Annotated in this window: 11 protein-coding genes; 7 read left to right on the top strand and 4 right to left on the bottom strand. The window is 65.6% G+C overall.

Annotation, left to right across the window (positions count from 1 at the left end; all coding sequences use genetic code 11):
• Positions 1–40: 40 nt before the first annotated feature.
• The 4 genes from ubiA to FG486_RS08335 form a co-directional block, all read right to left on the bottom strand.
• Positions 41–949 carry a 4-hydroxybenzoate octaprenyltransferase gene (gene ubiA / locus FG486_RS08350; RefSeq protein WP_066279894.1) on the bottom strand — a complete coding sequence of 303 codons (909 nt, stop codon included), beginning with the start codon at positions 947–949 and terminating at the stop codon, positions 41–43.
• 164 nt (positions 950–1,113) lie between these two features.
• A complete protein-coding gene (locus FG486_RS08345) occupies positions 1,114–1,920 on the bottom strand; it encodes a tryptophan 2,3-dioxygenase (RefSeq protein ID WP_181267205.1) in 807 nt (268 codons plus the stop codon).
• A gap of 39 nt (positions 1,921–1,959) precedes the next feature.
• The gene (locus FG486_RS08340; protein ID WP_066279902.1) at positions 1,960–2,139 is read right to left on the bottom strand and encodes a hypothetical protein; all 180 of its coding nucleotides are present in this window, start codon (positions 2,137–2,139) and stop codon (positions 1,960–1,962) included.
• 77 nt (positions 2,140–2,216) lie between these two features.
• On the bottom strand, positions 2,217–2,537 hold the full coding sequence (locus tag FG486_RS08335) for a hypothetical protein (RefSeq protein ID WP_060977786.1): 321 nt from the start codon (positions 2,535–2,537) through the stop codon (positions 2,217–2,219).
• Positions 2,538–2,799: 262 nt separating this feature from the next.
• Between FG486_RS08335 and FG486_RS08330 the strand changes: the two genes are divergently transcribed.
• The 7 genes from FG486_RS08330 (at position 2,800) to FG486_RS08300 (ending at position 13,077) form a co-directional block, all read left to right on the top strand.
• A complete protein-coding gene (locus FG486_RS08330) occupies positions 2,800–3,807 on the top strand; it encodes an ArsR/SmtB family transcription factor (protein ID WP_181267204.1) in 1,008 nt (335 codons plus the stop codon).
• Positions 3,804–4,760, top strand: a complete 957-nt coding sequence (metF, locus tag FG486_RS08325; RefSeq protein WP_066279905.1) for a methylenetetrahydrofolate reductase [NAD(P)H] — start codon at positions 3,804–3,806, stop codon at positions 4,758–4,760. Before FG486_RS08330 ends, metF begins: the two co-directional genes overlap by 4 nt.
• On the top strand, positions 4,757–5,803 hold the full coding sequence (locus FG486_RS08320) for a homocysteine S-methyltransferase family protein (protein ID WP_181267203.1): 1,047 nt from the start codon (positions 4,757–4,759) through the stop codon (positions 5,801–5,803). Before metF ends, FG486_RS08320 begins: the two co-directional genes overlap by 4 nt.
• Positions 5,804–5,940: 137 nt before the next feature.
• Positions 5,941–8,550, top strand: a complete 2,610-nt coding sequence (gene metH / locus FG486_RS08315) for a methionine synthase (protein WP_181267202.1) — start codon at positions 5,941–5,943, stop codon at positions 8,548–8,550.
• Between the two features lie 86 nt (positions 8,551–8,636).
• Entirely contained in the window at positions 8,637–9,920 is a 1,284-nt protein-coding gene (locus tag FG486_RS08310) for a cation:proton antiporter (protein ID WP_066279913.1), read from the top strand.
• A 67-nt stretch (positions 9,921–9,987) separates the two neighbouring features.
• Complete coding sequence (locus FG486_RS08305) at positions 9,988–10,929, top strand: right-handed parallel beta-helix repeat-containing protein (RefSeq protein WP_181267201.1); 942 nt, start codon at positions 9,988–9,990, stop codon at positions 10,927–10,929.
• A gap of 75 nt (positions 10,930–11,004) precedes the next feature.
• Positions 11,005–13,077 (top strand): protein-disulfide reductase DsbD family protein, encoded by a 2,073-nt coding sequence (locus FG486_RS08300; protein ID WP_181267200.1) that lies wholly within the window; start codon positions 11,005–11,007, stop codon positions 13,075–13,077.
• Position 13,078: the final 1 nt, after the last annotated feature.

The raw sequence follows: 13,078 nt of genomic DNA, 5'->3' as shown, positions 1-13,078 counted from the left end.
GAGCGCGAGAACCGCCGCCATTACCTCGAAGGTCATCGGATCACCCCGCCAGCCCGACCACGGCAAAGGCTAGAAATGCGAGCAGCCCGGCATTGCGGTTGCTGCGGAACTTGGCGAGCGGGTCCTGAGGGTCCGCAGGCTTCAGCGTCAGAATCTGCCAGGCAAGATGCACCGTCACCGGCAGCAAGGCGAGGAGCGCGACCCAATCGGGCCGCACCAGCCAGATCGCGCCGCCCCATCCGGCAATCGCAAGCGCATAGCACAGCGCGACGCCGGGGCGCACCGCGCTGCCCATTGCCCGCGCGCTGGACTTGATGCCGACCAGCGCATCGTCCTCGACATCCTGCAGCGCATAGATGGTGTCATAGCCGATCACCCAGGTGATGCAGCCGCCATAGAGCAGCAGCCCGGCGAGCGAAACCGAACCGGTCACAGCCGCCCAGGCGACCAGCGCGCCCCAGCTGAACACGAGCCCCAGCCAGACCTGCGGCCACCAGGTGATTCGCTTCATGAACGGATAGGCGGCGACCAGCGCGAGCGAGGCGATCGCGATCAGAGCAGCGGCGAGGTTCAATTGCACGAGCACGACCAGCCCGATCAGGCACAGGCCGATCAGCCAGGCCCAGGCGGCCTTCAGGCTCACCGCCCCGCTTGCCAGCGGACGTCCGCGGGTACGGGCGACCCGGGCATCGAGATCGCGGTCGACGATATCGTTATAGACGCAGCCCGCGCCGCGCATCGCGATCGCGCCGAGCAGCATCCACGCCAGCAGCGGCCAGTGCGCACGAAGACCGCCCGCCAATGCAAGCGCATAGGCGCAGGGCCAGTAGAGCAGCCACCAGCCGATCGGCCGATCGAAGCGCGCCAGCAGCGCATAGGGCCGCGCTGCGGCGGGCAGCATCGAAAGCAGGCCGCGGGTTTCGGTGTCGGGGAGAGGCGTGGTGGTCATGGAGCCAGGCTTAGCGGGGATTCATCGCGCAAGGAACCTGCCCCAATTCCCCCGCCCCATTTTCATCGTCACCCCCGCGCAGGCGGAGGTCCCGCTATGGCGCAACGCTCTGATCAAAGCGGGATTCCCGCGTTCGCGGGAATGACGGGCAAGATGGATGGCGACTACAGCCGCGTCCTCAGCGACCACAGTTCCGGAAAGGCGCGCTTGGGCAGCGTTGTGTGCAGATAGGCCGCGCCGGCTGTGCCGCCGGTACCGCGTTTCATGCCGATGATCCGCTCGACCGTCAGCACGTGCTTGTGCCGCCAGGCCGCCATCGCATCGTCGAGATCGACCAGCTTTTCGGCGAGCTGGTACAGGTCCCAATAGCGCTCGGGCTGGCGATACACTTCGAGAAACGCGTCCTCCACCGCCGGATCGGGTGCGTGCGGCTTTGCAAAATCGCGCTCCAGCAGCGAATCGGGAATGGCAAAGCCGGCGCGGGCCAGCGCGGCGATCGCATTGTCCCACAGGCTGGGCGCGGCGAGCGCCTGCTCCATCGCACTCAGCGCCCGGGGCCGGTCCTGCTGATATTTGAGAAAAGCGCCGTCCTTGAGGCCCAGCAGATATTCGACCGTGCGGAACTGGTCCGACTGGAAGCCCGAACTGGGCCCCAGCACGCCGCGAAAGCGCGAATAGTCGCTCGGCGTCATGGTCGAGAGGATATCCCAGCTCAGCGTCATCACCGCCTGGATGCGGCTCACCCGTGCCAGCCCCTTGTACGCGGGAATCAGCGCACCCGAGGCGACCTGCGCATTGGCCAGCTGCAGCTCGCGGATGATCTGCTTGAGCCACAATTCCTTGGTCTGGTGGATGATGATGAACAGCATCTCGTCATCTTCGGGCGAGATCGGGTGCTGGCAGTCCAGCAGTGAATCGAGCGCGAGATAGCGCGCATAGGTCATAGGGGGATCAAGGGGCGTATCGGTCATGCCCGGGTCATAGCGCCCGGCGCATCAAAGCGGAACCGTTCAGCGGTCACTCTCGTTCGGCGCAGCGTCGGCCCTTGGCTCGGTCGCCGCATCCGGATTGGCCTGACGCTCGTCGAGCATTTCGGCGGCCTCGTCGAGCGCGCGGGCCTCGCCCACGGTCACGCCGCCCGGGCCCGGGTCGTTTTCGGCAGGCCCGCACGAGGCCAGCCCAAACGACATAACCCCAAACGACAGGGCCGCCAGCGCCAAAGCGCCGACGGCCCGTATCTTATCCAAGCTTCCGAAGAAGCGAGGCATTACTTCTTGGCAGCTTCGCCAGCGGCAGCAGCGGCGTCCTTGGCAGCGTCCTTGGCTTCGCCAGCAGCAGCAGCAGCCTTGTCGGCGCCAGCTTCGGCAGCGTCGACAGCGCCTTCAGCAGCAGCTTCGGTGGCTTCGCCAGCAGCTTCGGTGGCTTCAGCAGCGGCGTCGCCAGCAGCTTCGGCAGCTTCCATGCCAGCGTCGGCAGCTTCTTCAGCGGTCGCTTCGGTGGTGGCAGCTTCTTCGGTCTTTTCTGCGCCGCAAGCAGCCAGAGCCAGCGAGAGTGCGGCAACCGATGCGATCGAAATAATGCTCTTCATCTTGAACTTCCGTCCTTGTCTAAATGGCTGATAATCAGCCCAAAAGGAGTTAAACACGTCACAACCGTGCCGACAAGCTTCAGCCAAGCCCCCACTGTCGGACGCGCGCATCTAGCGCCCAAATTCTTCCTTTGCAATCTTTTTGGTTGGGATAAGCGACAAAGCGAGACACGGCTTTACGTCTGGCCCGGTCTGGTGCCCGAGCACCGCCGTCTCCCAAGCCCGATTGACCACATATAAAGATTTCTTTATATGACACCTCATGGACATGGGAACGCTCTTCCGGGCACTGGCCGACGACAGCCGATTGCGCATCATGCTGCTGCTGCAGTTGATGGAGCTTTCGGTCGGCGAGCTCGCGCAGGTGCTCGATCAGAGCCAGCCGCGCGTGTCGCGCCATGTTCGCATTCTCGCGGAGGCGGGGCTGGCCGAGCGGCACAAGGAAGGCAGCTGGGTATTCCTGCGCCCCGCGCTGCCGCGCCGCGACCACGAGGCCGCCAGGCTGCTCGATGCCTTTCTGCGCCGCGAGGACGCGGTGGGCGAGGCGCTGGCCGCGCAGCATGCCAGCGACCGGCAGCAGCTCCAGGCGATTCGCAGCGTTCGCGATGCGCGCGCCGCCGATTTCTTTGCGCAGCATGCCGGCGAATGGGACGCGATCCGATCGCTCTATCTGCCCGAGGCCGAGGTAGAGGCTGCGCTCGCAGCGATGATCGGCGAACGCCCGTTGGGGCGTCTGCTCGATATCGGGACAGGCACGGGACGCATGATCGAGCTGTTCGGCCCGACCGCCGATCACAGTACGGCGATCGACCGCAGCCCGGAAATGCTGCGCCTGGCGCGCGCGAAGCTGCAGCATCTGCAGAGCGGTTCGGTCGATCTGGTCCAGGGCGATTTCTACGCGCTGCCGCTGGCCGATGCCGCTGCAGACACGATCCTGCTGCACCAGGTGCTGCATTACGCGCAGAACCCGCAAGCCGTGCTCGATGAGGCCGGACGGGTCGCCGCTCCCGGCGCGCGCATCGCGATCGTCGATTTCGCACCGCATGCGCTCGAGGAGTTGCGCGAGCGCGATGCGCACGCGCGCCTGGGCTTTGGCGACGACACCATGGCCGCGCTGCTCGGCCATGCCGGCTTCGCGCTGATCGACACGCGCAGCCTCTCTGGCGGCACGCTGACCGTGAAGATCTGGCTCGGCCAGCATCGCGGCGAGCCGGCCCGCATCCAGCCCCATGATCAGACACACGTAACGCCCAGAAAGGCCGCTGCATGACCCTCTCTCTCAAACAACTGGCCGAAGCGCGCGAGGCGCTGGGCGCGCCGCTGTTCGCGGGGCTGGCCGGTGATGTCGAAGTGAGCTTCGAATTCTTTCCGCCCAAGACCGAGAAGATGGAGGCGACCTTGTGGGACACGCTGACCACGCTTGCCCCGCTCGGCCCCAAATTCGTTTCGGTCACTTATGGTGCCGGCGGATCGACGCGCGAACGCACGCACGCCACGGTCGCGCGCATCGCGTCCGAGACCGCGATCCCCGCTGCGGCACACCTCACCTGTGTCGATGCCAGCCGTGACGAGATCGATTCGATCGCGCAGAGCTACTGGGATGCGGGCGTGCGCCACATCGTCGCGCTGCGCGGTGACCCGCCGCGCATGGGCGAGAAATTCGTCGCGCATCCCCGGGGCTATGCCAATGCGGCGGAACTGGTGAAGGGCCTGAAACAGGTCGCGCCGTTCGAGATTTCGGTCGCCGCCTATCCCGAAACGCATCCCGATGCCGATTGCGCCGACAGCGATATCGACAATCTCAAGCGCAAGCTCGATGCCGGAGCCGATCAGGCGATAACCCAGTTCTTCTTCTCGCCCGAAGCGTTCTTCCGCTTCCGCGATGCCTATACCCGCGCGGGAATCACCGCGCCGATCCTGCCGGGCATCCTGCCGGTCAGCAATGTCGCGACCACGCGCAAGATTGCCGGGGCCTGCGGCACCGAAATTCCGCAATGGATGAACGACCTGTTCGAAGGGCTCGACGACCATCCGACCACGCGCCAGCTGGTTGCAGCCACCGTCGCTGCCGAAATGTGCCGCCGCCTCTATTCGGGCGGGGTGCGCCATTTCCACTTCTACACCCTCAACCGCGCCGAGCTGAGCTTTGCGATCTGCCACCTGCTGGGCCTGCGCGCGCCCAAGGTCGCCGCCGCTCCGGTGCTACAGGAGAATGCCGCATGAGCCCCGCCGAAAAGCTCAAGTCGATCGCTGCCACCCGCATCATGATGCTCGATGGCGGCTATGGCACCCAGATCCAGGCGCACCGGCTCGAGGAAGCCGATTTTCGCGGGGGCATGGAATTCACCCATGACCAGAAGGGCAATAACGACATTCTCGCGCTGACCTGCCCGTCGGTCATCGCCGGCATCCACCGCGCCTATCTCGACGCGGGGTCCGACATTATCGAGACCAACACGTTTAGCGCCAACCGCATCAGCCAGGCCGATTACGGCGCCGAGCATCTGGTGCGCGAGATCAATGTCGAATCCGCCCGCGTCGCGCGCGAGGAAGCCGATGCGGCAGAAGCGCGCGACGGCAAGCCGCGCTTCGTTGCCGGTGCGATCGGCCCGACCAACAAGACGCTGTCGCTCTCGCCCGATGTCAACGATCCGGGCTATCGCGAGGTCGATTTCGACACCATGCGCGACGTCTATCGCGAACAGTGCGACGCGCTGGTCGAAGGCGGAGTCGATTTCATCTTGATCGAGACGATCTTCGACACATTGAACGCCAAGGCCGCCGCCATGGCCGCGCGCGATGCCGCAGAGGCCGCTGGCCGCGAGGTGCCGATCATGCTCAGCATGACCATCACCGACATGGCAGGGCGCAATCTTTCGGGCCATACGGTCGAGGCGTTCTGGCATGCGGTGCGGCACATCAAGCCGCTCACCGTCGGGCTCAACTGCTCGTTCGGCGCGGACCTGCTGCGTCCGCATCTCGCCGCTTTGGCGCGCCAGGCCGATACGCTGATCATGGCCTATCCCAATGCCGGGCTGCCCAATGACCTTGGCCAATATGACGAGCTGCCCGAGCATACCGCGAGCCTGATCGGCCAGTGGCTGGAAGACGGGCTGATCAACATCGTCGGCGGTTGCTGCGGCACCACGCCGGGCCATATCGGCGCGATCGCGCGCGCCGTCGCCAGCGCCCCGCCCCGCGCCATCCCGACCCTGCCGGTCCAGACGCGGCTTTCCGGTCTGGAACCGTTCACGATGGCGGCTTGACCCGCATTGGCCCTCTCCCCTTCAGGGGAGAGAGAAGAGCCGCGTAGCGGCGAAGGGAGAGGGGCACGGCACGACCCTCTCCGCATGTTCCCCTCTCCCAACCCTCTCCCCTCAGGGGAGAGGGCGAAAGCGAAAAAATGACCCAGTCCCCCACCCCTTCTACGGCCCAGTTCGTCAATATCGGCGAGCGCACCAACGTTACCGGATCGGCCAAGTTCAAGAAGCTGATCATGGAAGACCGCTATGAAGAGGCGGTCGAGGTCGCGCGCCAGCAGGTCGAGAACGGCGCGCAGATCATCGACATCAACATGGACGAAGGCCTGCTCGACGCGCACGCCGCAATGACGCGCTACCTGAAGCTGATCGCCGCCGAGCCTGATATCGCGCGCGTGCCGTTCATGATCGATTCGTCCAAATGGTCGGTGATCGAGGCCGGGCTGAAATGCGTCTCGGGCAAGCCGATCGTCAATTCGATCAGCATGAAGGAAGGCGAGGAGGAATTCCTCAAGCACGCGCGCATCTGCATGGATTATGGCGCCGCCGTCGTCGTCATGGCATTCGACGAGGTCGGCCAGGCCGATACCCGGGAGCGTAAGGTCGAGATCTGCGAGCGCGCCTACAAGCTGCTCACCGGCATCGGCTTCCCGCCCGAGGACATCATCTTCGACCCCAATATCTTCGCAGTCGCCACCGGCATCGACGAACATCGCCGCTATGCGATCGACTTTATCGAGGCCTGCCGCGACATCAAGCAGCGCTGCCCGCACGTGCACATCTCGGGCGGCGTGTCGAACCTGTCGTTCAGCTTCCGCGGCAACGAGCCGGTGCGCCGCGCGATGCACAGCGTGTTCCTGTACCACGCAATCAAGGCGGGCATGGACATGGGCATCGTCAATGCCGGCCAGCTCGATATCTATGACGATATCGATCCGGTGCTGCGCGAAGCGTGCGAGGACGTGATCTGGGACCGCACCGAGGACGCGACCGAAAAGCTGATCACGCTCGCCGAGACCTTTCGCGGCAAGGACGAAAAGGCCGAGAAGGAAGCCGCCGAATGGCGCAGCTGGCCGGTGGTCAAGCGGCTCGAGCATGCTTTGGTCAAGGGCATCGACGCGCATATCGTCGAGGATACCGAGGAAGCCCGGCTCGCCGCGGCGCGCCCGATCGAGGTGATTGAAGGTCCGCTGATGGACGGCATGAACGTCGTCGGCGACCTGTTCGGCGAGGGCAAGATGTTCCTGCCGCAGGTGGTCAAGTCCGCGCGCGTGATGAAGAAGGCCGTGGCGCACCTCTTCCCCTATATCGAGGCCGAGAAGGACCCCAATGCCAAGGGCAAGGGCCGGATCATCATGGCGACGGTGAAGGGCGATGTGCATGACATCGGCAAGAACATCGTCGGCGTGGTGCTGCAGTGCAACGGATACGAGGTCGTCGACCTTGGCGTGATGGTGCCCTGGCACGACATCCTCAAGGCTGCGAACGACAACCAGGCGGACATTATCGGCCTGTCGGGCCTCATCACCCCCTCGCTCGACGAAATGGTGACCGTGGCCGAGGAAATGCAGAAGGCCGGAATGCGCATTCCGCTGCTGATCGGCGGCGCGACCACCTCCAAGGTGCACACCGCGCTGCGCATCGCGCCCGCCTATGAAGGCCCGGTGGTGCATGTGCTCGACGCCAGCCGCGCGGTCGGCGTTGCCTCCAACCTGGTCAGCGGGACGCTGGCCGCGCCGTTCATCGCCAAGGTGGCAGAGGAATATGAGGCGGTGCGCCTGGCGCGATCGAACAAGGGGCAGAACGACCTGTCGCCGATCGAGGTCGCGCGTGCCAATGCGTTCGTCGCCGACATGAGCCAGAAGCCGCCCGCCCCGGCGCAGCCCGGCGTCCATGTGTTCGAGGACTGGGACCTGGCGGACCTGCGCGAATGCATCGACTGGACGCCGTTCTTCCGCGCCTGGGAGCTGGCGGGCAATTTCCCCGCGATCCTCGAGGACGAGATCGTCGGCGAGAGCGCGACCTCGCTGTTCGCCGATGCCAATGCGATGCTCGACAAGATCATCGCCGAGAAATGGCTGACCGCCAAGGGCGTGGTCGGCCTGTGGCCCTGCCAGCGCGATGGCGACGATGTTTTCATCCATGCCTATGGCCAGGAAATCCGCATGCCCTTCCTGCGCCAGCAGATCGCCAAGCGCGAGGGCCGTGCCAATATGTGCCTCGCCGATTTCATCGATCCGGCGGGCGACTGGATCGGCGGCTTCGCGGTCACTGCAGGCCATGGTATCGACGAGCATCTGGAACGCTTCAAGGCGGCACATGACGATTATAACGACATCCTGCTGAAAGCGCTCGCCGACCGCCTGGCCGAGGCCTTTGCCGAGCGGCTGCACCAATATGTCCGCACGACGCTCTGGGGCTATGCCCAGGGCGAGCAGCTCACCAACGAGGCGCTGATCAAGGAACAATATCGCGGCATCCGCCCGGCACCGGGCTATCCCGCCTGTCCCGATCACAGCCAGAAGCCGGTTTTGTTCGACCTGCTCAAGGCCACCGACGCCACCGGCATTACGCTGACCGAAAGCTTTGCCATGCTGCCGACGGCGGCGGTGAGCGGCTTCTATTTCGGTCATCCGGAAAGCGCCTATTTCGGCGTCGCGCGGATCGGCGAGGACCAGCTTGCCGACTATGCGACACGGCGCGGGGTCGATCTCGACACCGCGCGGCGCTGGCTGCGTCCCAATCTGGATTGATCGCAAGCGATTGACTCTGGACCGCTAAACCGCAAACTCCCGCCGCAAGTCCCGCTGCGAGGGGTTTGCGGGAGGGGCATCGGCGCGTGACACCGTCTGAACTCAGCGCATATTTCTTCGTGCAGATGGCGCTGATCATCGGCACCTGCCGGCTTGTCGGCTATGCGGTGCGGCGCTGGCTCGGCCAGCCCCAGGTGGTGGGCGAGATGATGGCGGGCGTGCTGCTCGGCCCGTCACTGTTCGGCTTTTTCCTGCCCGACCTTCAGGCCGCGATCTTCCCGCCCGAGACCAAGAACGTGCTGTTCGTCTGCGCGCAGCTCGGCGTGGGGCTGTACATGTTCCTGGTCGGCCTTGGCTTTCGCTCCGACCATTTCCGCGCGCAGATCGGCAGTGCGGCAGCGGTTTCCTTCACCGGCATGGCTGTGCCGTTCATCGTCGCGATGCTGCTTGCACCCCGGCTGCAGAACGTCCCCGGCCTGTTCGCCAGCGACGTCAACCAGTTCCAGGCGACGCTGTTCCTCGGCGCGTGCATTGCGATCACCGCCTTCCCGATGCTCGCGCGCATCATCCACGAACGGGGACTCACCGACACCAAGCTCGGCAGCCTGACCCTTTCTGCCGGCGCCATCGACGATGCCGCCGCCTGGACGGTGCTCGCGATCGTGCTGGCAAGCTTCGGCGACGGGCCGGGCGTCGCAATCAAGGCAATTGCCGGCGGGGCGAGCTTTGCGGCGTTCATGCTGATTTTCGGGCGCAGGCTGCTCGCGCCGCTCGGCCGCATCACCGAACGCAACGGCAAGGTGACGCACTCGATGCTCGCCGCCGTGCTCGTGCTGTTCATGCTCGCCGCCTTTGCCATGGATTATATCGGCATCCACGCGGTGCTGGGCGGTTTCCTGCTCGGCATCTGCATGCCCCGCGGAATGCTGTCGAGCGAATTGCAGCGCCAGCTCGAACCGATCATCATGGTGCTGCTGATCCCCATGTTCTTCGCCTATTCGGGGCTGAACACGCAGCTGACCGTGGTCAACAATGCCGAGCTGCTCGCGATCGCGATGGGCATTCTGGCGGCCTCGATCCTGGCCAAGGGGGTCGCCTGCTATGCCGCCGCACGCATAACCGGGCAGGACAATGCCACCGCCATGGCGATCGGTGCGCTGATGAACGCGCGCGGGATGATGGAGCTGATCATCATCAATATCGGCCTGCAGCGCGGGATCATTGGCCCGGCGCTGTTCTCGATGCTGGTGATCATGGCGATCGTGACGACCTTCATGGCCTCGCCACTGTTCGACCTGGTCTACGGGCGCAGGCACAAGACGGAAGGCGAGGCGGAGCCGGTAACCGATGAACCCGCGCCTGTGCCGTGACGGGACGGCGCCCGCGTTAACCCTCTAAAACCCGGCATTTCCCAACGAGCATGGTATGACATTGGGCATGACCACGCTTCGCATCATCCTTGTCGCCGCGCTGGCCCTGATCAGTGCCCTGCCCCTTTTCGCGCAACAGCAGCGTCCCATGCCCTATCGCATCGCCGAGACCGGCAAGACCTATCGCTCGCTGTCCGATGCCGTGAACAAGATCGGCGGCGGCACCGGCACGATCGAGGTCGCACCCGGCATCTGGCGCGATTGCGCGGTGCAGGAGGCCGGCAATATCACCTATCGCGCCGCCACCCCGGGCACCGCGATCTTCGACGGCGGTGTGTGCGAAGGCAAGGCGACGCTGGTGCTGCGCGGCCGCAGCGCACGGGTCGAGGGGCTGATCTTCCAGAATATCGGCGTGCCCGATGAGAACGGCGCCGGCATCAGGCTGGAATGGGGCGATCTCAGCGTGTTCAACAGCCTGTTCCGCAACAGCCAGCAGGGCATTCTCACGGCTCAGAATCCGGGGGGACGGATCGTCATCGACAAGTCGAGCTTTTCGGGCCTCGGCATCTGCGCGTCGGATTGCGCGCATTCGATCTATATCGGCGATTACGGATCGCTCACCGTCACCCGCTCGCGCTTCGAACGCGGCCAGGGCGGCCATTATGTGAAGAGCCGCGCTGCGCAGGTGTCGATCACCGACTCGAGCTTCGACGACAGCCAGGGCAATGGCACCAACTACATGATCGACCTGCCTGGCGGCGCGAGCGGCGAGATCACCCGCAACATCTTCGTCCAGGGTCAGAACAAGGAAAACTGGTCGGCCTTTATCGCTGTCGCCGCCGAAGGTCGCAGCTACAGCTCCGCGGGGCTACAGATCTACGGCAATGATGCGAGTCTTGCCCCCGGCGTCGATCGCGCCACCTGGTTCGTCGCCAACTGGAGCCGTGACCGCATCCCTCTGGGCGAAAACCGGTTGGGCAAGGGCTTGAGTGCCTACGATCAGCGGTAACCGCCGGGTTCCGCAAAGCGAAACGTTCGCCGAACGGCCATTGGTTTTGGCCCGCAAACCCTCTACATGGCGGCGATGATGCTGGCTGTTTTCCGGACCCTTTGGGCTATCTTCCTGCTGGCTCTTACCCTGCCCGCTGCAGCCCAGCCGCTCCAGCGCGGGCCGAACAACATCGCCGCATCGCTGGTCGCCGAGAGCGCCGATCCTGCGCCTGGCAGCACGGTCGATCTCGCCTTTGCCATGACGCCCAAAAAGGGCTGGCACGGATATTGGGAAAATCCGGGCGATGCCGGGCTTGGCATGACGCTCGAATGGACGCTGCCCAAGGGCGTTTCCGTCGGCCCGCTGCGCTACCCCGTGCCGCAGACGCTGATCATCGCGGGGCTGATGAACCATGTCTATGAAGGCCCCTATGCGCCGCTGGTCGCGCTAAAGCTCGATCCCACGCTCACCCCCGGCACGGTATTGCCGATCAGCGTCAGGGCCGACTGGCTGGCGTGCACCGACGAGATCTGCGTGCCCGAGAGCGCGACGCTGACCACGCGCCTCACCGTCGGCAAGAACGGCATCGACAAGGCCGCGCGCGCCCGCTTCGACGCGTGGCGGCAGCGTCTGCCCGCGCCGCTCGGCTCCGAAGCGACCTTTGCGCGCGACGGCAAGATCCTGCGCATCGCCATCCCCTTTCCCGCCGCTGGCGCAATCGACGCCCCGCATTTTTTCGCGCGCACCGACAAGGCGCTCAGTTATCGCGCGCCGCAGAGCTTTTTCCGCGACGGTGACCGGCTGATCGTCGAGACCGAGGTCGCGGGCAGTGACGCTGCGGAAATCGGCGGCGTGCTGCGCATCGGCGAGAATATGGGGCTCGATCTGGTGGCGAAGCCCGGCACGGTTGCCCCCGGCGGCACGCGGATCGAAAGCGCCGCCGGTAACACAACAGCCGAAGGCGACATGCTCGCGCTGCTCGCCACCGCGCTGGGCGGCGCGCTGCTGGGCGGGCTGCTGCTCAACATCATGCCCTGCGTCTTCCCGATCCTCAGCCTCAAGGCGATCAGCCTCGCCAAGGCGGGCGGCGACGAACGCGCGGCGCGGCGCGATGCGCTCGCCTATACCGCGGGCATCGTGCTGGTGTGCCTCGCGCTGGGCGGACTGCTGCTGGCGCTCCGCGCAGGCGGAGAGCAGATCGGCTGGGCATTCCAGCTGCAGGACCCGCGCATCATCCTCGCGCTGCTGCTGCTGGTCACTGCCATATCGTTCAACCTTGCCGGACTGTTCGAGTTCGGCACTGTCTCAGCGGGGGGCAGCCTGACGCAGAAACAGGGCGCGGCAGGATCATTCTGGACCGGCGCGCTCGCAGCCTTTGTCGCGACGCCGTGCACCGCGCCGTTCATGGCCGCCGCGATGGGCACCGCGCTGGTGCTGCCCTGGCCCGCCGCGCTGCTGGTCTTTGCCGGGCTGGGGCTCGGCCTGGCACTGCCCTTTCTCGCGATCGGTTTCGTTCCCGCCTTGCGCCGGATAATGCCCCGCCCGGGTGCCTGGATGAGTGCCTTCCGCCGGATCATGGCGGTGCCGATGTTCTTAACTGCGCTAGCGCTGGTCTGGCTGCTCGGCCAGCAGACAGGCAATAGCGGGGTCCTTTTCGGGCTGGCCGCCGCGATGGCGCTGGCGCTGCTGCTGTGGTGGCTGGGCGCGCGGCAGAGCGCGGGCAAGAGCGGCTGGATCGCACTCGCCCCCTCGCTGGCCGTTGCGGTCGCGGCGATCGCCGCGCTGCCGATCGATGCCGCGCCGTCCGCCTCGGCCCGCACTGCCGACGCGACGCTTCCCGCCCAGCCGTTCAGCGAGGCGAAGCTCGCCGAATTGCGCGCCGATGGCAAACCCGTCTTCGCCTATTTCACCGCCGACTGGTGCATCACCTGCAAGGCGAACGAGGCCGCCGCGATCCAGCGCGAGGCGACCGCAGCGGCGTTCAGGAAAGCGGGCGTCGTGGTGCTCGAAGGCGACTGGACGCGGCGCGATGCCGAGATCAGCCGCTATCTCGAGGCGCAGGGCCGATCGGGCGTACCGCTCTATGTCTGGTATGCGCCGGGCCAGGAGCCGGTGATCCTGCCGCAGGTGCTGACCGTGGACACGCTGACCGCGCTGCCCGGCTGAG

It is taken from the genome of Blastomonas ursincola (assembly GCF_013607875.1).
GTDB lineage: Bacteria > Pseudomonadota > Alphaproteobacteria > Sphingomonadales > Sphingomonadaceae > Blastomonas > Blastomonas ursincola.
The sequence above is the reverse complement of the archived record's forward strand: the minus strand, read 5'-3'. Positions and strand labels throughout refer to the sequence as shown.

What these genes read in the sequence shown, in the direction of transcription:
- ubiA (WP_066279894.1), bottom strand. Translation starts at nt 949, where the DNA reads ATGACCACCACGCCTCTCCCCGACACCGAAACCCGCGGCCTGCTTTCG.
- FG486_RS08345 (WP_181267205.1), bottom strand. Translation starts at nt 1,920, where the DNA reads ATGACCGATACGCCCCTTGATCCCCCTATGACCTATGCGCGCTATCTC.
- FG486_RS08340 (WP_066279902.1), bottom strand. Translation starts at nt 2,139, where the DNA reads ATGTCGTTTGGGCTGGCCTCGTGCGGGCCTGCCGAAAACGACCCGGGC.
- FG486_RS08335 (WP_060977786.1), bottom strand. Translation starts at nt 2,537, where the DNA reads ATGAAGAGCATTATTTCGATCGCATCGGTTGCCGCACTCTCGCTGGCT.
- FG486_RS08330 (WP_181267204.1), top strand. Translation starts at nt 2,800, where the DNA reads ATGGACATGGGAACGCTCTTCCGGGCACTGGCCGACGACAGCCGATTG.
- metF (WP_066279905.1), top strand. Translation starts at nt 3,804, where the DNA reads ATGACCCTCTCTCTCAAACAACTGGCCGAAGCGCGCGAGGCGCTGGGC.
- FG486_RS08320 (WP_181267203.1), top strand. Translation starts at nt 4,757, where the DNA reads ATGAGCCCCGCCGAAAAGCTCAAGTCGATCGCTGCCACCCGCATCATG.
- metH (WP_181267202.1), top strand. Translation starts at nt 5,941, where the DNA reads ATGACCCAGTCCCCCACCCCTTCTACGGCCCAGTTCGTCAATATCGGC.
- FG486_RS08305 (WP_181267201.1), top strand. Translation starts at nt 9,988, where the DNA reads ATGACCACGCTTCGCATCATCCTTGTCGCCGCGCTGGCCCTGATCAGT.
- FG486_RS08300 (WP_181267200.1), top strand. Translation starts at nt 11,005, where the DNA reads ATGATGCTGGCTGTTTTCCGGACCCTTTGGGCTATCTTCCTGCTGGCT.